The organism is Olsenella sp. An293, assembly GCF_002159495.1.
Taxonomy (GTDB): domain Bacteria; phylum Actinomycetota; class Coriobacteriia; order Coriobacteriales; family Atopobiaceae; genus Thermophilibacter.
The window spans coordinates 226,471-249,614 of the sequence record NZ_NFIT01000001.1; the positions used below are offsets into that span (position 1 = coordinate 226,471).

General features: G+C 68.7%; 20 protein-coding genes. 5 read left to right on the forward strand and 15 right to left on the reverse strand.

What is annotated here, in order from left to right:
* Positions 1–19: 19 nt before the first annotated feature.
* Complete coding sequence (locus B5F85_RS00980; protein WP_087313514.1) at positions 20–1,426, reverse strand: glycoside hydrolase family 1 protein; 1,407 nt, start codon at positions 1,424–1,426, stop codon at positions 20–22.
* A 318-nt stretch (positions 1,427–1,744) separates the two neighbouring features.
* Between B5F85_RS00980 and B5F85_RS00985 the strand changes: the two genes are divergently transcribed.
* A complete protein-coding gene (locus B5F85_RS00985; protein ID WP_087313516.1) occupies positions 1,745–2,515 on the forward strand; it encodes a GntR family transcriptional regulator in 771 nt (256 codons plus the stop codon).
* Between the two features lie 210 nt (positions 2,516–2,725).
* On the opposite strand, the gene B5F85_RS00990 is transcribed toward B5F85_RS00985, so the two are convergent.
* From B5F85_RS00990 to B5F85_RS01000, 3 genes are all read right to left on the reverse strand, one after another.
* Positions 2,726–3,337: a hypothetical protein gene (locus tag B5F85_RS00990; protein ID WP_087313518.1), complete on the reverse strand. Its 612-nt coding sequence runs from the start codon at positions 3,335–3,337 to the stop codon at positions 2,726–2,728.
* A 70-nt stretch (positions 3,338–3,407) separates the two neighbouring features.
* On the reverse strand, positions 3,408–4,082 hold the full coding sequence (locus B5F85_RS00995; RefSeq protein ID WP_087313520.1) for a hypothetical protein: 675 nt from the start codon (positions 4,080–4,082) through the stop codon (positions 3,408–3,410).
* Positions 4,083–4,108: 26 nt separating this feature from the next.
* The gene (locus B5F85_RS01000) at positions 4,109–4,687 is read right to left on the reverse strand and encodes a hypothetical protein (RefSeq protein ID WP_087313522.1); all 579 of its coding nucleotides are present in this window, start codon (positions 4,685–4,687) and stop codon (positions 4,109–4,111) included.
* A gap of 106 nt (positions 4,688–4,793) precedes the next feature.
* On the opposite strand from B5F85_RS01000, the gene B5F85_RS01005 reads away from it, so the two are divergent.
* The 3 genes from B5F85_RS01005 to B5F85_RS01015 all read left to right on the forward strand — a co-directional run bounded on the left by B5F85_RS01005 (position 4,794) and on the right by B5F85_RS01015 (position 8,269).
* The gene (locus B5F85_RS01005; protein ID WP_087313524.1) at positions 4,794–5,495 is read left to right on the forward strand and encodes a hemolysin III family protein; all 702 of its coding nucleotides are present in this window, start codon (positions 4,794–4,796) and stop codon (positions 5,493–5,495) included.
* A gap of 144 nt (positions 5,496–5,639) precedes the next feature.
* Entirely contained in the window at positions 5,640–6,521 is an 882-nt protein-coding gene (locus B5F85_RS01010) for an ROK family protein (protein ID WP_087313527.1), read from the forward strand.
* 329 nt (positions 6,522–6,850) lie between these two features.
* Positions 6,851–8,269: a Sapep family Mn(2+)-dependent dipeptidase gene (locus B5F85_RS01015; protein ID WP_087313528.1), complete on the forward strand. Its 1,419-nt coding sequence runs from the start codon at positions 6,851–6,853 to the stop codon at positions 8,267–8,269.
* A gap of 188 nt (positions 8,270–8,457) precedes the next feature.
* On the opposite strand, the gene B5F85_RS01020 is transcribed toward B5F85_RS01015, so the two are convergent.
* The 11 genes from B5F85_RS01020 to B5F85_RS01070 form a co-directional block, all read right to left on the reverse strand.
* A complete protein-coding gene (locus B5F85_RS01020; protein WP_087313530.1) occupies positions 8,458–9,981 on the reverse strand; it encodes an alpha-amylase in 1,524 nt (507 codons plus the stop codon).
* 94 nt (positions 9,982–10,075) lie between these two features.
* Complete coding sequence (locus B5F85_RS01025) at positions 10,076–11,032, reverse strand: hypothetical protein (protein WP_087313532.1); 957 nt, start codon at positions 11,030–11,032, stop codon at positions 10,076–10,078.
* A 68-nt stretch (positions 11,033–11,100) separates the two neighbouring features.
* Positions 11,101–11,652, reverse strand: coding sequence for a transcription repressor NadR (locus B5F85_RS01030; RefSeq protein WP_087313534.1), 552 nt, complete (start codon positions 11,650–11,652; stop codon positions 11,101–11,103).
* Positions 11,649–12,503 (reverse strand): carboxylating nicotinate-nucleotide diphosphorylase, encoded by an 855-nt coding sequence (gene nadC / locus B5F85_RS01035; RefSeq protein ID WP_087313536.1) that lies wholly within the window; start codon positions 12,501–12,503, stop codon positions 11,649–11,651. The genes B5F85_RS01030 and nadC overlap by 4 nt, the downstream gene beginning before the upstream one ends.
* Before the next feature lie 90 nt (positions 12,504–12,593).
* Positions 12,594–13,877 carry an L-aspartate oxidase gene (locus B5F85_RS01040; RefSeq protein WP_087313538.1) on the reverse strand — a complete coding sequence of 428 codons (1,284 nt, stop codon included), beginning with the start codon at positions 13,875–13,877 and terminating at the stop codon, positions 12,594–12,596.
* Entirely contained in the window at positions 13,877–14,806 is a 930-nt protein-coding gene (nadA, locus tag B5F85_RS01045; RefSeq protein ID WP_087313540.1) for a quinolinate synthase NadA, read from the reverse strand. Before nadA ends, B5F85_RS01040 begins: the two co-directional genes overlap by 1 nt.
* 285 nt (positions 14,807–15,091) lie before the next feature.
* A complete protein-coding gene (locus B5F85_RS01050) occupies positions 15,092–16,027 on the reverse strand; it encodes a polysaccharide deacetylase family protein (protein ID WP_087313542.1) in 936 nt (311 codons plus the stop codon).
* A gap of 194 nt (positions 16,028–16,221) precedes the next feature.
* Positions 16,222–17,529, reverse strand: coding sequence for a CHAP domain-containing protein (locus B5F85_RS01055; RefSeq protein ID WP_087313544.1), 1,308 nt, complete (start codon positions 17,527–17,529; stop codon positions 16,222–16,224).
* A 164-nt stretch (positions 17,530–17,693) separates the two neighbouring features.
* Entirely contained in the window at positions 17,694–18,725 is a 1,032-nt protein-coding gene (locus B5F85_RS01060; RefSeq protein WP_087313546.1) for a nucleoid-associated protein, read from the reverse strand.
* Positions 18,726–18,835: 110 nt separating this feature from the next.
* Entirely contained in the window at positions 18,836–20,398 is a 1,563-nt protein-coding gene (locus tag B5F85_RS01065) for a 4Fe-4S dicluster domain-containing protein (protein ID WP_087313548.1), read from the reverse strand.
* Positions 20,399–20,531: 133 nt separating this feature from the next.
* The gene (locus B5F85_RS01070) at positions 20,532–21,197 is read right to left on the reverse strand and encodes an RluA family pseudouridine synthase (protein WP_239386557.1); all 666 of its coding nucleotides are present in this window, start codon (positions 21,195–21,197) and stop codon (positions 20,532–20,534) included.
* Between the two features lie 392 nt (positions 21,198–21,589).
* Between B5F85_RS01070 and B5F85_RS01075 the strand changes: the two genes are divergently transcribed.
* The gene (locus tag B5F85_RS01075) at positions 21,590–23,143 is read left to right on the forward strand and encodes an efflux RND transporter periplasmic adaptor subunit (protein ID WP_158094536.1); all 1,554 of its coding nucleotides are present in this window, start codon (positions 21,590–21,592) and stop codon (positions 23,141–23,143) included.
* Position 23,144 lies beyond the last annotated feature (1 nt).

A 23,144-nucleotide genomic window follows, 5' to 3' on the forward strand; every position in this document is an offset into this window, starting at 1 on the left:
CCCGCGCAAGAAGGAGGACTTACTTGACGACGTGCGACGTCGCGACCTCGGTGAGCCAGGCGGCCGACTTCTTGGGCCTGCGCTCGTAGTTCTCCATGAGGTCGACCTCGACGAAGCCGTAGCGGTTCTTGTAGGCGTTGGCCCAGGACCAGTTGTCGATCATGCCCCAGTAGTGGTAGCCCACGCACTTGGCACCGTCGTTGATCGCACGGGCGATCCACTCGAGGTGCTGGCGGACGAAGTCCACGCGGTAGTCGTCGATGACCTGCTGGGTCTTCGGGTCCTTGTTGAGGTACTCGCGCTCGATGCCGATGCCGTTCTCGGAGACGTACCACTCGAGCTCGGGGTACTCGTTCTTGCACTTCATGCCGAAGTCATAGATGCCCTTGGGGTAGATCTCCCAGCCGCGGGACTCGTTCATCACGCGCTCGGGCCAGATGTAGGGCTCGGCGAAGAGCGGGTTGCCCCACTCGTCGTGGCTCTTGGAGGGAGCCTGGACGCGGCTCGGCTGGTAGTAGTTGCAGCCGATCCAGTCCACGACGCCGTCGGCGAGGACCTGGTCGTCATAGGGGCGGATGGGCAGGACGATGCCGAGGTCGCCGGTCAGGGTCTCGATGACGTCCTCGGGCAGCGCCCCCTTGGTCACGAGGTCGAGCCACCAGCGGTTGGTGAGGCCGTCGTTCATCCGCAGGGCCTCGAGGTCGGCCGGCGTGGGGTCGTCCTTGGTGTAGGAGGGGCTGAAGTTGCAGATCATGCCGATGCGCGCGTCCGGGAGCATGCGGCCCTCGGCCACGGCCTGGTGGTAGCGGGACACGGCCAGCGCGTGCGCGATCGAGATGTTGTACTGGGCGGTGCAGGCCTCCTGGAAGCTGTGGTGCTGCGGGTACCACACGGGGTGCCAGTAGCGGTTCTCGGGCTCGACAATCGGCTCGTTGAACGTGAACCAGCAGCGGACCTCCTTGCCAAACTCGCAGAACGCCTTGTAGGCGTAGTTGGCGTAGGCCTCGCAGACCTCGCGGTTGAGCCAGCCGCCGCGGCGGAAGAGGTAGGTGGGGAGGTCAAAGTGGTAGAGGTTCACAAAGACCTCGAGCCCGGCCTCCTTGGAGGCGGCGAACAGCTCGTGGTACCACGCCGCGCCCTCGGGGTTGATGTTGCCGTCCTGGTCGAGCAGGCGGCTCCACTGGATCGAGGTGCGGTAGTTGTTCATGCCCAGGCCTTTGAGGATCTCGAGGTCCTCCTTGTAGTGGTGCATGAAGTCGTTGCCCACGTAGGAACCCACCTGGTTGTAGAACGAGCTGATGTCCTCCATGGACCAGGTGTCCCAGAGGTTCTCCAGCTTGCCGCCCACGTTCCATCCGCCCTCCGTCTGCGGACCGGACATGGCCGCACCGAAGAAGAAGCCCTTGGGCAGGGTAAGCTCTGACATACGCCCTCCATTCAATCGGTCTTCCAGTCGCGCGTGATGCCTGTTCGGCTATCACGCTTCGTTAGCATGATTATAGCGCTCTAATTATTTCTAAGGAGGGGGATTTTCTAGGTATAGAAGCGCGATGCTTGGGCCATAATAGGTACAACAGCGCTAGCAAATCGTTTCTACCAGCGGTTTATTGGCTATTTCGTGAGCGCACTGCGGTGAACGTTCGACAGTTTTTTTCGATGATTTGGCGAGAAGAACCGTTGACGGCTCATTATCTACCGTTCGCGGGCGGCAGGAGTGGCGTCCCGAGCACCGAGGGAGGTCGCCATGCTGAAGTACCAGGCCATCGCAGCGGACATCCAGCGCAGCATCGAGGCGGGCGCCCTGCGGCCAAACTCGAAGCTCCCCACCGTGGTGGAGCTCTGCGAGGCCTACGGCGTGAGCAAGATCACCATCAAGCGCGCCATCGACCTTCTCACCGACAAGGGCCTCATCTCCAGCAGGCGCGGCTCGGGCACCTACGTCAAGAACACCACCGAGCTCTTCGAGCAGACCGGCATCGAGCGCATCGACGGCACCGCGGCGGACTTCGACGACGACTCCTTCGCGTTCTCGCACTCCGACCGCGCCGCGGGCTTCACCAAGGAGCACGAGGGCGAGGGCAAGAAGGTGAGCTCGGTGGTCTACGACTTCTCGATCGTGAACCCGCCGGCCAACATCGCGCGCCACCTCAACATCCAGCCGGACGACTTCGCCTACTACCATTGCCGCGCGCGCTGCCTCGACGGCAAGCCCATGGTCATCGAGTACACCTACATGCCGCTCGACCTCATCCCGGGCCTCAAGCGCTCGCAGCTCTACCTCTCGGTCTACGACTACATCCAGAACACCCTGGGGCTCAAGATCTCGAGCTTCCACCGCATCCTGCGCGCCGTGCCCGCGACCGAGGAGGAGGCCGAGCGGCTGGACACCAAGCCCGGCGTCCCCATGCTCGAGATCGCGCAGGTGGGCTTTCTCGACGACGGCACGCCGTTCGAGTACTCCATCTCGCGCTACGAGGGCACCCGCGGCGAGATCCGCGAGGTCAACGTCGTGTAGCGTCTGGCGAGAAGAACGCCCCGAGTTTGAGAAACCCCGCCCATCCGAGGCGACGCCGTCCGGCGCCGTGGGATGGGCGGGGTTTTGTGAGCGTCTCGGGAACGAGCCGTGCGACAGGGACGGTTCTGTGAGCGTCTCGGGAGCGGGCTGTGCGACGGGTGGGAATCCGCAAGCGCCAGGCGCCGCTCCCCCGCCGCGACCCGTGGCAGGCTAGTCGCTGACGCGGGTCTGGACGATGGCGCCCGCCACGGCGAGCACGATCGTGCCCACCAGGATCGGCGTGCCGTAGGCGGCGGCGAAATCGCCGCCGATGAAGCCGGAGAGCGCGTCGAAGGTCGCCATGGCGTCGCCCGGGACGGCGAGCTCGGCGAGCGGCCCAAAGGCCAGCGCGGCGGCGAGCACGTTGGGCACCACGAAGGTCGCGCCGGTCCAGGCCGTACCCCAGCGCACGATCGCGTCGGACCAGCGCACGCCGGCAAGGCCCAGCAGCACGCCGGAGACCACCATGATCAGCGCGAGGAAGTCCGCTGCCTCCTGGGGCAGCAGCATCGTCACGACAAAGCCGAGCGCCGCGCCGGCGACAAATCCCATGAGAAAGACCGCGGCCTTGTAGGCATACTTGGAGAGCAGCGCGGCCACGACGCCGAGCACCGCAGCGATCACGAGCGAGACCGGGGAGGCCTCCGTGGCGCCGAGCGCGACGTTGAAGACGCCGAGAAAGACGAGCGCGCCGAGCATCCAGAAGAAGAGCTTCTTGCCGAAGAAGCAGGCGGCGGCGCCCGCGAGGACGTTCACGAGCAGATAGACGATGACGAGTTCCATGGGGGGCCTTTCGTGTGCGATATGAGGGGCAACCCTCCAATGATAGCCGCACGAAGGCCCCGGGGCGAGGTTAATGCTTGCTTGAGCCCTTCTTGCCCTGCTTGCCCTGGCCCTTCTCGGCCTTTCCGCCCCGGCCCTTCTCGGCCTTGGCGGCGCGCTTCTCCTCCGCGCGGCGGGAGCGCTCGGCACGGCGGCGGGCGCGCGCCTCGGAGCTCGCCTTGAGCGAGGCCTCCTGCTCCTGCGCCTCTCGCTCGCGGAGGCGCTCGGCGGCCTCGCGCGCGTTGACGTCCTCGGCGCTGCCCGTGATCGGCGCCCAGGCGAGCGCGTAGACGAAGCCGAGCGCAAGGTCGACGACGGGAAGCCCCAGCACGGCCCAGAACAGCGTCGCCGGCAGCGTCATGCCCTCGGGCGGGCTCGGCAGCAGATAGGGCACCAGTGCCACGAGCAGGGTCACGAGGACGAGCGCGCTCGCCGCACGGCAGATCGCCTGGGCGGCGGCGGGCAGCGTCAGCCCGGAGCGGCGCACGAAGATGAGCCCGATGAGGGCGGCGAAGAGGTAGAGCGTGACCGGCAGCGCATAGGAGCCCGCAGCCTGCAGCTGGACCGAGACGTCAGCGCCCTGCGCCACGGAGTTGAGGATGACGCTGCCCAGGAGCAGCACGGACACGACGACGAGGTTGGGGTAGTACGCCCTCGCGCTCATGGCGTAGGGGACGCCCTTCCTCGAGAACGGCATCTGCAGCATCTGTCTCTCCTCTCGCGGGCGACGCGCTACGCGTCGCGCCCGTCCTTCTCGGCATCGGCGTGCTCGGCGCGCTCGTCCTTCTCGGCACCGGCGCGCTCGGCGCGCTCGTCCTTCTCGGCACCGGCGCGCTCGTCATCGGGCAGGTACTTGGCGAAGGGGCCCCGCTTGCTCGCGTCCACCCCGGCGCAGCCCAACGCGTAGAGAAATCCGAGCATCATGATCAAGATCGGCGCCGCCATGGTCACGTACACCACCACGACGCTGACGCCGAGAAACGCGCCCTCCGTGCTCGGCGCAAGGACGGGCACCGCCACGAGGGCGAGCAGCGCCAGCCCCGCGATGCCCACGGCCCGGCAGGCGCGCTTGGCCGTGCGGCCCATGAGGATCTTCTTGAACCAGAGCAGCAGGAGCCCGATGACGACGCCCATGGCAAAGAGCAGCACCGGCGAGGCCAGCACCACGCCCAGCTGGACGAGGGCGGAGCTCTCGATCGCGGAGGCGACGGCGGTCGCGTCGCTCATGTGGTACCAGGCGAGAAACGCGATGCAGACGGCGGCGGCCGCGACCCACGCGACAAAGTTTCCGAAGAACGTCGATTTTCTCAAGGATGCCTCCCTGACAGACGGTAGGGGTATGCTGTTTGGTGCCTTCACGTCACAGCGTGGGTCATTATACCCCCCGAGACGGCCCGCCCGATCCTAGGGAGCGCTCATGGCAGGACAGCTCGCCGACGCCGCGCCGGCGCCTCAGAATACCCGTAAACCCAAGGGACCCATCCGCAAGAAGCTCTACTCGCTCGGCGAGGAGATCGCCAACTCCGTGAGCCACGGGGTGGGCGTGCTGCTCTCGATCGCGGCGCTCGTGCTGCTGATCGTGATGGCCGTGAGCCACGGCGGCGGCGTGCGCCTCGCGGCGGCGCTGCTCATGGGCATCTCGCTGATCGTCGAGTACCTCTTCTCCACGCTCTACCACGCGCTCGCGCCCGAGAAGGCCAAGGCGGTCTTCCGCGTGCTCGACCACTGCGGCATCTACCTGCTCATCGCCGGGAGCTACGCGCCCTTCTCGCTGGTCACGCTGGCCGACCGCGGCGGGCTTGTGCTGTGCTGCGCGGTGTGGGGCGTGGCCGTGGTCGGCATCGTCGCCGAGTGCCTGCTGCGCGAGCGCCAGCCCGCCTGGCTCACCGCCGCGGTCTACGTGCTCATGGGCTGGCTCGTGGTCTTTCACATCGGCGACCTCTGGGAGCTGCTGGCGCCGCCTGCGTTCTGGCTGCTTCTCGCCGGGGGCCTGAGCTACACCGTGGGCGCGGTCTTCTACGCCATCAAGAAGGTGCCGTACCTGCACTTTGTGTTCCATCTCTTCACGCTGGCCGGCAGCGTGTGCATCACGCTCGCCGCGCTTCTGTTCGTGGTGTAGCGCCGGCGCCCCGCGACGCGCTCGCCGAGCCTGCGGGCCGCGACGCGGTCGCCGAGCCGCCGGCCCCGCTCGATGTGAGACCGATGCCACATCCCGTCAACGGGAGTATATTGTCTGCATCGACATCCGGAGATAGGAGAGAGCATGCGCATCGGAGCACTTGAGGCGGGCGGCACCAAGATGGTCTGCGCCGTCGCCACCGAGCAGGGCGAGATTCTCGAGCGGGAGTCCTTCCCCACCACCACGCCGGAGGAGTCCATCCCCTCCCTCACGAGCTGGTTCGTCGAGCGCAACGTGGACGCCCTAGGCATCGGCGCCTTTGGCCCCACCTGCGTGGACCCCAAAAGCCCCGACTTTGGCACCATCCTCGAGACTCCCAAGCTCCCCTGGCGCGGCTATGGCCTGCGCGCCGCCTTCGTCGACGCGCTCGACGTGCCCGTGGGCTACGACACCGACGTCAACGTGGCGTGCCTCGGCGAGGCCACGTTCGGCGACTCGCGCGGCATCGCGGACCTGATCTACGTGACCATCGGCACCGGCGTGGGCGCCGGCGTCATGTGCGGCGGGCAGCTGCTCCACGGCATGCTCCACCCCGAGGCGGGCCACATGCTGCTCAATCGCGTGCCCGGCGACGAGGGCCCCTGCGTCTGCCCGAGCCACGACTCCTGTCTCGAGGGCCTGGCCGCCGGCCCCTCGATCGAGCGCCGCTGGGGCGCCAAGGGCTTCGAGCTGGCCGACCGGCCCGAGGTCTGGGAGCTCGAGGCGAGCTACCTCGCGCAGATGTGCTACAACCTGGTGCTCTGCTACTCGCCGCGCCGCATCATCCTCGGAGGCGGCGTCATGCACCAGGAGCAGCTCTACCCGCTCGTGCGCGAGAAGACCCTCCGCTACCTCGGCGGCTACATCACCGCGCCGGAGCTCGAGGACATCGACTCCTACATCGCGGCCCCGAGCCTGAGCGACAACCAGGGCGTGCTGGGCTGCGTGGAGCTCGGCCGTCGCGCGCTTGCGGCCGCAAGCGCGTAGGCGCAGGTCGCGACATCGCGTCGATCCCGGCGCCGTCCCCACGCGGGGCGGCGCCTTTTCTGCGACGGCCCCGGCTCCGGGCCGCGCGTCCTTCTCGCCCTCCACGCCGGGCCTTCCCGGAGGCGCTAAAAAATAACGGGCACGAATGGGCGCCGGGACGCCCGTCCCATCACGTTTCCGCAGTTGACGCTTTTTGCGCCCGGGCTCCGTGCCCGTTATTTTTAACGCCGTCCGCCAAGACGGGTCGAATCCCGCACGAAGGGCGCCGGCGCGCTAAGATGGACGGCGAGAAAACCCGGCGCCAGCGGCGCCCGACCCAGGGAGGGCACATGGTAGACGAGCAGTTCAAGCAGCAGGTGGACGCCTACGTCGACGAGGTCTGGGAGGACGTCGTCGCCGACATCGCGCGCCTGGTGCGCCACGAGTCCGTGGAGGACCTCTCCGCGGCAGAGCCCGGCAAGCCCTGGGGCCCCGCCTCCAACGCCGCCCTCGTCGAGGCCGAGCAGATGGCCGAGCGCCTGGGCCTCGAGGTCACCGACGTCGACGGCTACCTCGGCTTTGCCGACGTCCCCGGCGCCTCCGGAGCGCAGCGCTACCTCGCTACCATCGCCCACACCGACATCGTGCCGCTGGGCCTGGGCTGGACCATGCCCGCCCTCGAGGTCACGCGCAAGGACGGCTGGCTCGTCGGCCGCGGCGTCCAGGACGACAAGGGCCCCTTCGTGCTCTCGCTCTACGCGGCCAACTTCTTCGCGCGCCGCGTCGCCGCCGGGGAGACCCTCCCCTACACGCTGCGCTGCATCATCGGCAACAACGAGGAGACCGGCATGGGCGACGTGCCGTACTACCTCGAGCGCTACCCCGAGCCGCTCTTCTGCTTCTCCCCCGACGCCGACTTCCCGCTGATCTGCGGCGAGAAGGGCCTCTACCAGGGCCGCTTCACCTCCGGCCAGGTCGCGGGCGAGAAGATCGTTGAGCTCGACGGCGGCACCGTGCCCAACGCCATCTGCGGCCAGGCCACGGCCGTCGTCCGCGCCGACGCGGCGACGCTGCCCGCGGCCGAGCGCGTCGAGGTGGAACCGGCCGGAGAGGGCCTCGCGCGCGTGATCGCCACCGGCATCGGCGGCCACGCCTCGATGCCCGCCGGCACCGTCAACGCCATCGGCGTGCTCGCGCGCTACCTGCTGGCGCAGGGCCTCGCGGGCGAGGGAGAGCGCGGCTTCCTCGAGCTGCTCGTCACCCTCACCGAGGACGCCTACGGCCGCGCCTCCGGCATCGCCGCCGCGGACGACAAGTTCGGCGAGCTCACCTGCGTCGCCGGCACCGTCCGCACCGTCGACGGCCGCTTCGTCCAGACCGTGGACTCGCGCTACCCCACCACCACGACCGGCGAGGCCATCACCGCGCGCCTCTCCGAGCTCGCCGCCGAGCACGGCTGCTCCTACGAGCAGACCTCCGGCGACGCGCCGTTCTACGTGAGCCCTGACAGCCCGGAGATCCAGGCGCTTCTCGCCACCTACGGCGAGTACACCGGCAAGAGGGCGGAGGCCTTCACCATCGGCGGCGGCACCTACGCACGCCACTTCGCGCGCGCCTGCGCCTTTGGTCCCAACGACCCCGACGAGGAGCGCCCCGCCTGGGCCGGCACCGAGCACGGCCCCGACGAGGCCATCTCCGAGAAGAGCCTGCGCCAGGCGCTCAAGATCTACATCGTGGCCATCGCACGCCTGATGGAGCTCGACCTGTAAGTTGGGGACAGCCCCCAAATCACATAGTGCGGCTCCCGGACGGTTCTGAATCTCAGGGCGTCCGGGAGCCGCACGTTTCTCAGAAAGATGCGGCGTCCGGTCAGTCCGGGCACCAAAACCGTCCGGATGCCGCACGTCCCTCGAGAGGGCGCGGGTTCCGGACGGTTCAACGAGAAGCGCCGGGCGCGCTACGCGCGCATCTCCTCGGTGTCCTCCGCGATGTCGCGGGCGATGCGGTGCAGCTGACGGTCGTTCTCCAGCGCGTCGGCGGTCTTCTCCGGCAGGTAGACCGCGAGGCGCCCGCCGAGCGTACGGAAGGTGGCCCAGCCGTCGGCGCCCACCTCGACGTCGTCCTGCTCGCCCACGACGCACGACCAGCGCTCGCCCGCATGCCGCTCGCCCACGAACATGCGCTTCTCGCCGCCGTCGCGGTCGGTGAGGACCGCGGCCACGCCGGAGCCCTCGTGCTCGTCGTCGCCCTCGCGCGTCCAGCCGATCACGTCCGGCGCGTCCAGGAAGTCGTGCTGCGGGCCGTAGGCAAAGCGGCGGCGGATCTCCATCAGCAGCGGCAGCTCGCGGACGGCGGGGATGTTGCCGTCGTTGGGCATGCCGTAGAGGTCGCCATAGAAGACGCAGGGGTAGCCGGCCTCGCGCAGCAGGATGAGCGCGTAGGCGGAGGGCTTGAACCAAGTCTGGACAAAGGACTGCAGCGCCTGGCCCGGCTGCGTGTCGTGGTTCTCGGCAAAGGTCACGGCGTGCACCGGATCGGCCTCCACGAGCGTGCCCGAGAAGAGCTCGGAGAGGTCCTCGTTGCCGTTGGAACAGCTCGCGCGGTAGAGGTTGTAGTGCAGGGGCACGTCAAAGAGCGAGAGGGCCTTCTCGGCGCCCAGGTAGGCCTGGAGCTCGCCCACGGTGCGGCCCCAGTACTCGCCCACGCAAAAGAGCTCGCGGCCGGCGTGCTTGCGCACGGCGTCGAGCCAGCGCAGATAGAAGCCGCGATCGATGTGCTTGAGCGCGTCCAGGCGAAAGCCGTCCAGCTTGCATGCGTCCACGTACCAGCACCCCCAGCGCACGAGCTCGTCAAAGACGCGCGGGTCGTTGACGTCCACGTCGGCGCCCATGAGGTAGTCGTAGTTGGCGTTCTCGGAGCGGTCCACGGCGCCGTCCCAGTGCTTGCCGTCAAACAGGAAGATGGCCTTGCGCTTGGCCTTGTCGTCCCAGTCCACGCCGTGGAAGCACGTCCAGTCCCAGGTGAAGTCCGAGTAGGCGCCCTTGCGACCGGGGAAGGTGAAGCGCGTCCAGGCAGAGATGGTCTGCGGGGCGCCCGTGACCTGGTCGCGGTTGGAGGCGTTGACCTCGCGCGCGACGACGTCCTCGCAGCCGTCCGCGCCGAGGCGCTGGTTGAGCACGATGTCCGCGAGGGCCTGGATGCCGCTTCCCCGCAGCGCGACGATGGCGGCCTCGTACTCGGCGCGGGTGCCGTACTTGGTGCCCACGGTGCCCTTCTGGTCGAACTCGCCGAGGTCGTAGGTGTCGTAGACGCCGTAGCCCACGTCCTCGCGGCCCTTCTCGGCCTTGTAGGCGGGCGGCAGCCACACGGCGGTGATGCCCTGGTAGGCAAAGTCGGCGGCCTGCTCGGCGATGCGGCGCCAGTGCGAGCCGTCCGCGGGCAGGTACCAGGAGAAGCCCTGGAGCATGGTTCCGTTGGTCATATCGTTTCCTTTCTGTCAAAAGGGGACGTGTTATTTCGTGCAGACGTTTTGGGACAGGTTATGTGCACGAAAAAACACGTCCCCTTTGAGCACATCACTCGTCCGGGCCGGACACGAGCGCGACGCCCGCAGCGGCCGCAAGCTCCTCAGGCGTGGGCTGGCGCATGATCCGCACCGCCAGGTAGAGGCACACGCCCATGAACAGCAGGTCAAAGACCACGTCGAAGGTGACGCCGAGAAGACCGCGCTCCAGGAACATCCCCACGACCTGCACGAGGTCGAAGGCGCACGACAGCGCCGCCACCACCAAAAACGGCACGATCTTCTGCGGCCGGTTGGAGCCGCGGATGCCGAGGGCGCCCGCGAGCGCGTTGACGCCGGACGACAGCCCTCCCACGACCAGAATCGCGTAGAGCATGCCGCTCACCGTGATGGGCACGCCCGAGATGACGGCGCGCTCCCCTTCGCCGTAGACCACGAGCGCGGCGCCGAGCACGAGCACGGCCACGATGGTGACCACGCCCTTGAGGATGATGATCTCTGAGAGCAGGTGCAGCATGCGCTGGTGGCGCGAGCGCAGGAAGGTCTCCCCGCGCACGCCCTCGTCGTGCTCCTCCTTGACCTTGTCGGCCAAGCGCGAGCAGATGAGCACGTAGACGATCGTGGTGGCGAGCACGATGGGGTTGAACAGGATGAACGAACCCACGCCCCAGCCCCACACGATGGCCACGAGCACCGCCAGCCCCACGAGGTAGCACAGGAACCGGTAGGGCTCCACGCGCGCCGAGTTGTTGGACGCCGCGATGCCGAGCGCCGCCGTGAGCAGCAGAAGCCCCGCGGCCACGAGGATCATCACGCCAAAGGTGACCGTGGTCCAGAGGTCGCCGCCGGGAAGGAGCCCCATGACGTTGCCCACAAGCACGGCCACGCCGCCGAGAAGAACGATGCCGCCGAGCAGTCCCATCAAGATGGAAACCATCCGAAGCACCGCCTGGGCGGGCGTGCGCGGAATCGAGGGCTCGAGGTCGCTGATGACGCTCTCTTCGTCCATGCGGCGGGCCTCCCTTCTCATAACGTTGGGAGTATACCCAAAAGCGCACCGCGGGGACGCCGAACGCCTTACGCGAAGGTCGCGTCCTCGTAGTCGGTGAGCTCGGCGAGGTACCCGCGCTCGGCGAGCGCGCGCCCGACCTCGTCGAGAACCTCCTCGCTCGCGGCGCTCACGTGGTGGAAGTGATAGCCGCTCGTGACCTCGAGCAGCGGCGCGGAGACCCCGGAGGTGAGCTCGGACATGAAGCGCTCCACGTCGCGACGGCTCGAGATCCCCAGCCGGGACGAGACCACCCCGTAGACGCGATGGTTCACGAAGACGTCCTCCACGCACCCGCCCAGGTCGACGATGCACGTGAGCTCGTCTGCGGTCTGGTCGGCGGCGTGCCGGCACTTGAACAGGCGCGTCGGCCGCACGGGCCCGCCGGCGAGAAGAACGTAGCCCCGGTTGGTCGACACGATCTTCTCACCCCGCTCGCGCAGCAGCGCCACGTCCTGGACGACCACCTGGCGGCTCACGCCGCACTTCTCGGCCAGGACGCCGCCCGAAAGCGGCCCCGAGGCGCCGGCGAGCGCCGCGAGGATCCTCTCGCGCCGGGCCTCGCCGGACCCTACGCTCACGCCAGCACCTCCAGGTGCTTGAGGGAGAGGTCGAGGATCGGCGCGGAGTGCGTGAGGGCGCCGCAGGAGACGAAGTCCACGCCCAGGTCGGCGTAGGCGGAGACGTTGGCGGCGTCCACGTTGCCCGAGGCCTCGGTCTGCGCGCGGCCGTCGATCAGCGCAATGGCGGCCGCCATGGCGTCGTGGTCCATGTTGTCGAGCATGATGATGTCCGCCCCGGCCTCCACGGCCTCGCGGACCATGTCGAGCGTCTCGCACTCGACCTCGACCTTGTCGACGAAGGGCGCCGTCTCGCGGGCGCGCTCGATGGCACGCGCCACGCCGCCCGCGGCGTCGATGTGGTTGTCCTTGAGCAGCACGCCGTCGGAGAGGCCAAAGCGGTGCATCGAGCCGCCGCCCAGGCGCACGGCCTCGCGCTCGAACAGACGCATCCCCGGCGTGGTCTTACGCGTGCACACCAGGCGCGTGGACGTGCCAGCGAGGCCCGCCGCGACGCTCGCCGTATAGGTGGCGATCCCGCTCATGCGCTGCAGGTAGTTGAGGGCGGTGCGCTCCCCCTCCAGCAGCGCGCGCACGTCGGCCTCGACGGTGGCGAGATGCTCTCCGGGCTCCACGCGCTCGCCGTCGACCACGCTCGCGATCACGCGGGCCGCAGGGTCCAGCAGCTCAAAGACGCGCGAGAAGACCGAGAGGCCCGCGATCACGCCGCGCGCCTTGGCGATCAGGTGCACCCGGCCGGGACGCGCGTCGGGCATGACGGCGGCGGTGGAGACGTCACCGAAGGGCATGTCCTCCTTGAGCGCCGCGCGGATGTGCTCGTCCATCTGCAGCTGAACCATCGGGTCGGTCATCGTGTCTCCTCTCTGGTTGACAAGGTTGACAATGACGTCAGGTTATATTGTCAACCCGTCGCGGGTTGACAATATAACCTGACGTCATTGTCAACCCGCGCGCATGGCGGCGGCGAGCTGGGCCGCCGTGTCGTCGGCAAAGCGGTCGCGCATGATCTTGTCGGCCGCCCGCCGCGCGAAGACGAGCGACTCCAGCAGGCTGTTGGACGCCAGCCGGTTGCGCCCGTGCACCCCGTTGCAGCAGGTCTCCCCGCAGGCAAACAGATGCGGCATCGTGGTCTCGGAGTCCGAGTTCACGTGGATCCCGCCCATGAAGTAGTGCTGGGCGGGCACCACCGGGATCGGCTCCTCACGGATATCGTAGCCCTCCTCGAGGCAGTGCTCCAGGATGTGCGTGAAGTGCCGCTCGATCTCCTCCCGCGGCACGCGCGCAAAGGAGAGCCACACGTGACGGGCGCCCGTTCGCTCCATCTCGGCGCGGATCGCCGCCGAGACCACGTCGCGCGGCTGCAGCTCGTCCACGAAGCGCTCACCGGCGTCGTTGAGCAGGACCGCGCCCTCGCCGCGGGCGGACTCGGAGATCAGAAACGCACGGCCGGGGCGCTCGGTCCAGAGCGTCGTGGGGTGAATCTGCACGTAGTCCATGTGCTCGAGAAGAACCCCGTGCTCGGCGGCCACGCGGCAGCCGTCACCGGTGAGGCAGGAGAAGTTGGTGGAGCGCTCGTAGAGCCCGCCCACGCCGCCGGTGGCAAAGACCGTGGCGTCGGCGCGGATCTCGAGGCGCTCGTTCTTCTCGCCCACCGCGACCACGCCGCGGCAGACGCGCCGGCCCTCGCGGTCCGTGTCCTCGATGAGGTCGGTCATGCAGGTGTTCTCGAGGATGCGCGCGTTGGGCAGCGCGCGCACGCAGGCCAGGAGGTGCGTGGTGATCTCCTCGCCGGTGACGTCCTCGTGGTAGACGATGCGCGGCCGGGAGTGGGCGCCCTCGCGCGTGTAGTCGAGGCTGCCGTCCGGGCGGCGGGCAAAGCGCACGCCGCGCTTGATGAGGTCGTCGATGATCGGGCGGCTCGTGCGGATCATGAGGTCCACGCTCTCCAGGCGGTTCTCGTAGTGGCCCGCGCGCAGCGTGTCCTCGAAGAACGCCTCGTAGTCGTCCTCGTCGTGCAGGACGCAGATGCCACCCTGGGCGAGCATGGAGTCGCAGTTGCCAACGGCCTCCTTGGAGAGAAGGACCACCGAGAGCGCCCGCGGCAGGTTGAGCGCGCAGTATAGCCCGGCCACGCCGCAGCCCACGATCACGACGTCGCACTCCGTCGTTGCATCAAACTTTTCTGTAAATTGGGGACAGTCCCCAACGTGCAGGTCGGGGGCCATCAGCGCGCCCCCAGCTCGAGCATGCGGGAGAGCGCGCGGCGGGCGGCGTCGGCGACCTCGGCGGGCGGCAGGCCCACCTCTCCGGTGCCCTCGCGCAGGCACGCGACGAGGCGCTCCGCGGAAATGCGCGCCATGTCCGGGCAGACCGGGCGCGTCGCCGGGAAGTGGAAGCGCTTGCCGGTGCCGGCGCAGCGGCGCTCCAGCTCGCCGCGGACGCCGTCGACGGTGAGGATGATGTAGTCGCACGCCTTGCCCGCCTCGGCCGCGTCGATGATCTGCGAGGTGGAGCCCGCAAAGTCCGCGAGCGCAAGCGCCTGTGGCCCGCACTCGGGGTGCGCGAGGACCGGGGCGTCAGGATGGGCCGCCTTGAGCGCGGCGACCTCGGCAGCGGAGATGTCCTGGTGGATGGGGCAGAAGCCGTCGTTCAGGATGACGTTTTTCTCGGGCACCTGGCTCGCCACAAAGCGTCCGAGGTGGCGGTCCGGCACAAAGAGCACGTTCTTCTCGCCCAGCGCGCGGACGATCTTGACGGCGTTGGAGGAGGTCACGCAGACGTCCGACCACGACTTCACCTCGGCCGTGGAGTTGACGTAGCACGCGACGGCCAGGTCGTCGCCGTAGCGCTCGCGGGCTGCCGCGACGGTCTCGCGGAGCACCATGTGCGCCATCGGGCAGTCGGCCGCGGGGTCAGGCATGCGGACCGTCTTGTCCGGCGAGAGGAGCTTGGCGCTCTCGGCCATGAAGCGCACGCCGGCAAAGACCAGCGTGCGGTTGGGCAGCGTCGTCGCCAGCCGGGCCAGGGCAAACGAGTCCCCCACGTGGTCCGCCAGCTCCTGGACCTCGGGCGGCACGTAGTAGTGGGCCAGGACCACGGCGTCGCGCTCGATCTTGAGGCGCGCCACCTCGGCGCGCAGCTCGTCTGTCAGCATGTCCGCTCCCCTCTTTGGCAAAGCGACAGTATGACAGCAACCTTTACAGCTGACAAGACAGTGACGAGAAGAACGCAGGCTCGAAGCCGCCCTGTAGGCTTGCCCTGAGGGTATGTACACCGCCCCCTGAGGGTATGTACACCCGCCAGGTTTGGGTTGGTTGCAAACGCGCAGGTAGATAAGCTGCCGAGAAGAACCCGCGGCTCGGAGAGGTGTACATACCCTCAGGGGGCGGTGTACATACCCTCGGCGGCGCAGGGACGGCCGAGAAGAACGAGGGGCGCGCTAGTTGTTGACGCCGTGGTGGCAGACGAAGGCCTCGCGCGTGATGGGCTCGAACTTGTAGCCGCGCTCGAGGTAGTACTCGATGATCTGCGGCAGCGCGTCGGGCGTGGTGTCCTTGGTGTTGGAGTCGTGGAAGAGCAGCATGACGTTGGTGTAGCCCTCCACGCACGAGCCCTGTACGAGGGTGTCCACGGGCACGTTGGTGCCCGAGGCATCGCCGGAGCTCACGTTCCAGTCGTAGAACTGGTAGCCGCGCGCCTGAACGTCGTCGACGAGCGCGGTCATGATGCCCGGGCAGTAGTTGGCCGAGATCGTGTTGGACGCCCCGCCCGGGAAGCGCGTGAGGTAGGGCACGTAGCCAATCTGCTCCTTGACCATGTTGCCCACGGCCTCGAGGTCCTTGAAGAACGCCTCCTCGGAGACATAGATCTCGTCGTAGTTGTGCGTCATCGAGTGCAGGCCGATGGAGTTGCCCGCCTCGTAGGCGTCCTTGATGTAGTGGGCCTTGTCGGGCTCGTGGCCGGTCACGAAGAAGGTGGCGTTGATGCCGTAGCGCCCCAGCACCTCGAGCACGCGCGGGGTGTTATCGGACGGGCCGTCGTCAAAGGTGAGGTAGACGGTCTTCTCGCCCGTGCCGTCAAAGGCCCAGTCAGTCTTCTTCTCGGGGTCGAGGGCCAGGTCGGCGGCGCGGTCGTCCGCGGGCTTCTCGGGCTCGGCGGGCTCTTCGGGGGCCTCCTCGTCCTGGAGGATCTCGACGACGCCGTCCTCGGCGGGCGTCAGCGCCGGCGCGGACGCGGCGGAGGAGATCAGCGCATAGAGCGCCCCGACGCCTCCCACCAGCGCGAGGCACAACAGCCCCGCGACGACGAGCAGCCCCCTCGCCGCCCTCTGCTGGTCTTTAGCGCTCGGCCTTCTCCCGTTGCTGCCGCGAGCCATCGCGTCCCTCACATTTCCGTTTTGTTTCCAAGTCGCAACTGCTCATTTTAGGGTAGGGGTCTGCCCGCAAATGTGCTGGTGAGCGCCCTAAATCCAAAGTTGAGAGGCGGGACGGTGCGGTCCGGGCAAGAAAAGCACGGCGGCCGAGAAGAACCTCGACCGCCGTCCTGTCAGTGCAATGAGCCGCCCCGCCGCTACGAGAGCGCGATGCCCCCGAGCCAGCCGCAGCGCACCGTGGCAGTCACGCTGTACATGCTGATCCAGCTGGAGAGCGAGTCGCTTCGGACCACGCCGCTCCTGTTGTGGCGGACCGTGCCGTTGCCCACGTAGATGCCCACGTGACCGTAGATGACGGCGGCGGCGCTGTACGGCGCGGTGTTGACGGCGATGATCATGCCCGGCTGGATCTGCGACGTGGAGTAGCCGCACCAGCTGTAGTACATGTCGTCGGCGTTGCCGTAGAACGAGCCGATGCCGGCGTTGCGGAAGACGTTGGAGACCCACGCCGCGCACAGGCCCGAGCCCGGCGAGGGCGTGGAGTAGGTGGCGTTGACCACGGCGGCCGCGGGGCCGGAGCCCGTGATGACGGTGCTGCCGCCACCGCCGCTCGAGCTGCCGCCGCCTGAGCTGCCGCCCTGCTGCTGGGCGAGCTCCTGCTGCCGGCGTGCCTCCTCGGCGGCCTGCTGAGCGGCGAGGAGCTCGGCGTCGCGCTGGGCCATGAGCTCCTTGACCTCGTCGGAGAGGTTGGCGACGAGCTGCTCGGACTCGGCCTGCTTGGCGCGGACGGCCTCGAGCTCGGCGGCCTGCTGCGCCTCGAGCTCCTCGAGCTCGGCCTTCTGCTCCTCGAGCGCGGCCTTCTCGGTCTCGAGCTCGGACTTCTGCTGCTCGAGCTCGGCCTTGTCCTGCTCGAGCTCGGCCTTGTCCTGCTCGAGCTCGGCCTTGAGGGTCTTGACCGTGTCGATCATCTCGCGGTCTGCCTCGCTGACCTTGTCGAGGTAGTAGATGTTGCTGGTGAGCTCCTCGAAGGTGGCCGAGGAGAGCAAAAGGTCGAGCGTGGAGGTGGGACCGGCCTTGTACGAGGAGCTCATGCGCTCGCCCAGCTGCTCCTGGCGCTGCTCGATCTGGTCCTGCTTGTCCTCGATCTCGGACTGCTTCTGGTCGATCTGGTCCTGCTTGTCCTCGATCTGGTCCTGCTTGTCCTCGATCTCGGACTGCTTCTGGTTGACCTGCTGGGTGAGGTCGCCCACCTGGGCCTGGGTCTGGGAGAGCTGGCCGGCCGCCTCGGCGACCTCCTCGCCCAGGGCCTCGAGCTCGGCCTGGGCCTGCTCGTAGCTCATCTGGGCTGCGTCGAGCCTCTCCTGGGTGGAGGGGGCGGCGCTCGCGAGCGCGGGGAAGAGCGCGGAGCAGGCGCCCGCGCCTATGAGAAGCCTCAGCGCGTCGCGGCGCGTGACGGTGCGCGGCGAGATGCCGGCTCCGCTGAGAGAGGCGTGGTCTCGTGGCATGTGGTCTCCTTGGGTACGTATGGGGTGCAGAAGACGCGTCACAACATTCTAGCGGCAAACGCCCGCGGCCACGATATGAACATGGGGCCAAATGGCGGACGGGCAGGTTTTTTCGCGGGCCCCGGCGCGGAGCGAGACGCTCGCGGCGCGATGCGCGGCACCCCCTACCGGTTCTCGATCCGCGCGACGTTGCCCACCGTGATGGTGATCCTGCCCTCGGCGTCGGTCGAGAAGTCCAGGTAGCCCGGGCGCTCCGCCAGCTCGGACGGGAAGGTGATCTCGACCCCCGTGTCCGTGCGGATCTTGTGGCTCTTCGTCAGGCGGTTGGCCACGCCGCGGCGCACCGGCGTCTCCTCGGGCAGCCGCGCCTCGGCCACGCGCGCCTCGAAGCGCTCGGCCACGTCCGGGCGCTCGGCAAACACGGTCCGGCCCACCTCCGCGGGACTGAAGGACTCCTCCACGTCGGCCGCGCGCGCCACGCAGGCCTTGGCGCGGCCCACTTCCACCGCGGGCTCCAGGCCAAACTCCTCCGCCACGTCGCGCACGATGACGCTGACCTCGTCGATCACCTCGTGGCTCGAGGCCTCGCTCGTGCACTGCAAGAAGCGCTCCGGGATCACCATCGTCGCGGTGCCGCCCACGCTGCGCTCCTTGTCGTGGAAGTCGATCGCGCCCGTTGCCGCGTCCACCAGCACGTAGCTCGCCACCTTCTGCGAGGGGTTGGGCAGCGTGGCGTCCACGCGCGAGATGCCGTTGGCGTCGCCCTCGACCTCGTGGACAAAGGCCTGGCGGCGCGGCAGCAGCTCGATCGCAAAGTAGCGCTTGCCGGCGTCGCCCTCGAACTCCACGTCCTCGCCGGACGCGGCGTCGGTGTCGGTGAAGTCCGCGACGAGAAGGTCGCACTGCTCGAGGTCCTCCGCGCGACGCAGCTCCTCCCAGAACCACTGGGCGATCTCCACGCTAAACTCCACGAACTCGCGCTCCCCCGCCAGGTAGTGCTGGAGCTCGACGGCAAAGCCGGAGTCCGGGGCAAACTCGCCGTGGCGGCTCTCCGCGTTGGACGAGATCTTGCGCAGGTGGCGCTGGACGAAGGACTTCGTGGACCGCACGTCCAGGTCGAGCGGACGCTCCGAGAAGTACGTGGAGCCGGAGTCAAAGTCAAAGACGTGCAGGATCGCGCGGTCTACGTTGAGCATGTGTTCCCTTCTCGCGTGGTGGGGCTCGCCTGATGGAAGTGGGACAGGCTCCCGCAGGCGCCTGCCCCACCGATGGGTCAAAGGTGACTCGAGGGGCCGTCCCCCGAGGCCTACTTGCCGTCCTCCTCGCGCTCGAGCGAGGGGATGAGGTCGCGGTACTCGTTCTCGTCCGCGTTCTTGTGCGGGGACTTCTTCGCGTAGCGCTTGACGGCCGCCGCGGTCTTGTTGATCGACTGCAGCGTGCCGGCGCCGGCCACGCAGCCGCCCGGGCACGCCATGCCCTCGAGCAGGTAGCCCGGGTACTTGCCCTTGACGGCGTCCTTCATCATCTTGCGGCAGTTCTCGAGGCCCTCGGCGTTTACGACGTTGACCTCGCGCTCCGGGTGCAGGTTCTTGATGACGTTGACCACCGCATTGGCGACGCCGCCCGCCACCGCGAAGCCGCGGCCGTCGGCGGAGGCCACGCCAAAGTCGGAGGCGCCCTCGCCCTCGAGCTTGGTGTACTCGTCGATGCCGGCGCCCTTCATCATGCCCGCCATCTCCTCGAAGGTGAGGACGAAGTCGACCTCGGAGCGGACGGACTTGCGCATGGCCTCGAGCTTCTTGGCCGAGCACGGGCCCACGAAGACGATCTTGGCGTTGGGGTGCTGCTGGCGCAGCATGCGCGCGGTGAGCGTCATGGGCGTGAGGGCCATCGAGATGCAGTCGGCGTGCTCGGGGAACTCCGTCTTGGCCATGACCGACCACGCCGGGCAGCACGAGGTGCCCATGAACGGGATCTTCTCGGGAACCTCCTCGAGGAAGTCCTCGGCCTCCTGGACGGTGCAGAGGTCGGCGCCGATGGCGACCTCCTCCATGCCGGAGAACCCCAGCATCGAGAACGCCTGGCGCAGCTTGTCCACGTTGCCCTTGCCGCCGAACTGGCCCACGAAGGCGGGCGCGACCTCGGCGATCACCTCGTCACCGCGGTTGATAGCCTGGATGACCTGGAAGATCTGGCTCTTGTCGGCGATGGCGCCAAAGGGGCAGTTGATCAGGCACTGGCCGCAGGAGACGCACTTCTCGTAGTCGATCTGGGCGCGGCCGTACTCGTCCGAGCCGATGGCGTGCATGCCGCAGGCGTCAGCGCAGGGGCGCACGTGGTGCTGGATCGCGTGATAGGGGCAGGCGTTGAAGCACATGCCGCAGTGCACGCACTTCTCCTGGTCGATGTAGGCCTTCTTGTGGCGGAACGAGATGGCGCCCTTGGGGCAGATCTCGCGGCAGGGGTGGGCCAGGCAGCTCTGGCAGGCGTTGGTAACGCGATAGACGTTGTCGTCGCACGCGTTGCAGGCGAACTTGATGACGTTGACCAGCGGCGGCTCGTAGTAGGTCTCGGGCACCGCGGCGTCGGCGAGGCCGTCGGTGAGGCTCTCGCGCTTGTCCACGCCCTGCAGCGGCAGGCCCATGGCCAGGCGGATGCGCTGCTCGACGATGGCGCGCTCCAGGAAGACCGACTCGCGGTAGGTGGCCACGTCGCCGGGGATGATCTCGTAGGGCAGGTCGCGGATCTTGCGACGAGTGGTCTTCTCGTCGTCTTCCTTCATGTCGTAGGCGATCTTGGCCACGTTGGAGAACACGTTGCGGCGAATCTCGGTCAGGTTGGTGTACACGCCACGCATGGTATCGGCCATCTCTGCCCCTCTCCTGGCTGCGGTCACGTCCGTGCTGGCGCCTCCCCCTCAGAAGGCGCACCTCCTCGTTAGTATCGCACAGTGGGACGGCTGCGGGGCGCATGTCTCGGCGGGCGCAGGAAGCGCGCGGGCGCTACGGCAGCGCAACCGGCTCCGGCCACAGGCGCGCGGGCCACGCGGTCTCCAGCCGCAGGCGCTCCCCCGTCATGGGGTGGTCGAGCTCTTCGCGCCACGCATGGAGCAAGAGGCCCCGCTTCGAGCGCGCTCCGCCATAGAGCGCGTCGCCCACGATGGGAAAGCCCAGCGACGCCAGGTGCACGCGGATCTGATGCCTCCGCCCCGTCCGCAGCTCCACGAGCAGCAGCGTGCGGCCGTCCTTCTCGGCGAGCCTGCGCACGCGCGTCTCCGCCGGCTTGCCCTGGCCCGGGCGGCACGCGCGCATGCGCCGGGCGTCGTGCCGGTCTCGGCCGATGGGCTGGTGGAGGTTCTTCTCGCCCCAGGGAAAGCGGCCCGAGACCACGGCGAGATACTGCTTGCGCATGTCATGGCCCGCCACCTGTGCGTCGAGCGCCGGCTGCGTGGCGCGATCGAGCGAGAAGAGCACGAGGCCCGTGGTCTCCACGTCAAGGCGCTGCACCGGCTGGGGCCGGACGTCCGCGCGACCGGCGTCGACGAGGTGCTCGGCGACGACGTCCGTGAGCGTGCGCGCGCCCGAGCCGTCCCCGTGCACGAGGATCCCCGCCGGCTTGTCCCAGGCGAGAAGCACCTCGTCCTCGTATATCGCGCGACCCTCGTCCACGGCCCGCCCCCTCTCTGCCGCCACGTTACCACACCGCCGCGCCCGCCCGGCGGGCCGGCCGGCGCCGGACGGGGCGGGCGAGGCGCCTCGCGAGGGTATGTACACCCGCCCCTGAGGGTATGTACAGTCGCCGGAGGGTCCGTTCTTCTCGGCAAGGCCCTGACCTGCGGCGATGCGGAAGGCGTCACGCGGGGCGGTGTACATACCCTGCGGGGGCGGTGTACATACCCCGCGGGGGCCCAAGGCGCCCTCGCGAGGCGCCCAACGTGACAGTATCGTAAGCCCCTGCCGCTCACCTGCGGTTTTACGGCCGTCGGGGCGCAACGCCGGGAGCGCCGCCCCGCGCGATGGGCTACGCTCGGACGTGCAGACAACCCAGAGCCGGAGGCATCATGGCCGAGAAGACCGAGAAGGACGAGAAGACCCAGGCAACCCCGGAGCCCATCGGCGTCATCGCCGCGCCCGCCGGCGCCGCGCCCGCGCCCGGCGCCGCGCCCGCCCCCGACGAGACCGACGAGGACGTCGAGGCCCGCCTAGCCTACGAGTCGCTCATGCGCCATCGCAAGGCCCGCCGCCGCAAGAAGGTCATCGCCGCGAGCGTGGTCGGCGGCATCGCGCTGATTGCCGCCATCGCCTGGGGCGTGCTCACGAGCCAGGCCAACCAGGCCGCGGAGGCTCCCCAGCTCCAGACCATGCCCGTCTTTCGCGGCGAGTTCTCGGAGTCCGTGCAGGCCACGGGCTCTGCCCAGCCGCTCTCCTCGGTGGTGGTGACGCCCGAGGTCGACGGCATCATCGAGACCGTCAACGTGGCGGAGGGCTCCGTCGTCCAGGAGGGCGACGTCCTGCTCACCGTCCGCAACGACGAGCTCGACCGCGCCGTGCGCGAGGCCGAGATCGGCGTGCGCAGCGCCAAGGCCGGCGTCTCCTCCGCGCAGGAGGCCTACGACCAGACGTACAAGGAGTACTGCAAGGGCCCCACCTACGTGGACAACGGCGACGGCACCACAACGGAGGTCCCGGCGTCGGCCACCTGGGCCGACGTCCAGCAGGCGGCCACGCAGATCGACTCCGCCAAGCTCACGCTCGAGGGCGCGCAGCAGACCTACGACCAGGCCGTGTCCACGGCCTCCAAGCGCACTGTCAAGGCGCCTGCCTCGGGCTCGGTCGTGGTGATGAACGCCGTGCAGGGCGCGGCCCTCGGCGCGGGCGGCGCGGTCAGCGGCGGGGACGGAAGCTCCTCCGGCACGCTCATCCAGATCGCGGACCTCTCCCAGATGACGGTGAAGGTGCAGGTCAACGAGGTCGACATCTCGCGGATCGCCGTGGGCCAGGGCGCGCGCGTGACCTTCTCGGCCCTACCCGACGCCCTGCTCGACGCGCAGGTGACGCGCATCTCGACCGTCTCGGCCGCGGACCCCTACGGCTACAACTACGGCGTGGTGACCTACGACGTCGAGCTGCTCATCCCCGACCCCGTGCCCGAGCTCAAGCCCGGCATGACGGCAAGCGTCGAGATCTTGCTCCAGCACGTGCCCGACGCCATGACCGTGCCCGTCTCGGCCCTGGCGACCGACGACGGCCTGAGCTACTACGTCTACGTCATGACCGACGCCGAGACCCAGGCCTGCGAGCGGCGCGACGTCACCGTGACCGCGCAGAGCTCCACCACCGCGGCCGTCGAGGGCGACCTCGCTGACGGCGATGCCGTGGTGCTGGACCCGTACTCGGTGACCAACGTGTCCGGCGGCGAGGGCGGCGCGGCTGACGGCGCGCTCGACGCGGCGGGCGACGCCGGCGACGCGGCGGGCGAGCAGGACGGCGCGCTCGCGGCCGACGACGCCGACGCCACCGTCTCGGGCGGCGCCGTGGCCGACGACCTCGCCGTGATCGAGGGCGAGACGGACGCCGCGACCGCCGACGCCGTCGCGGCAGAGCCGGTGGCCTAGC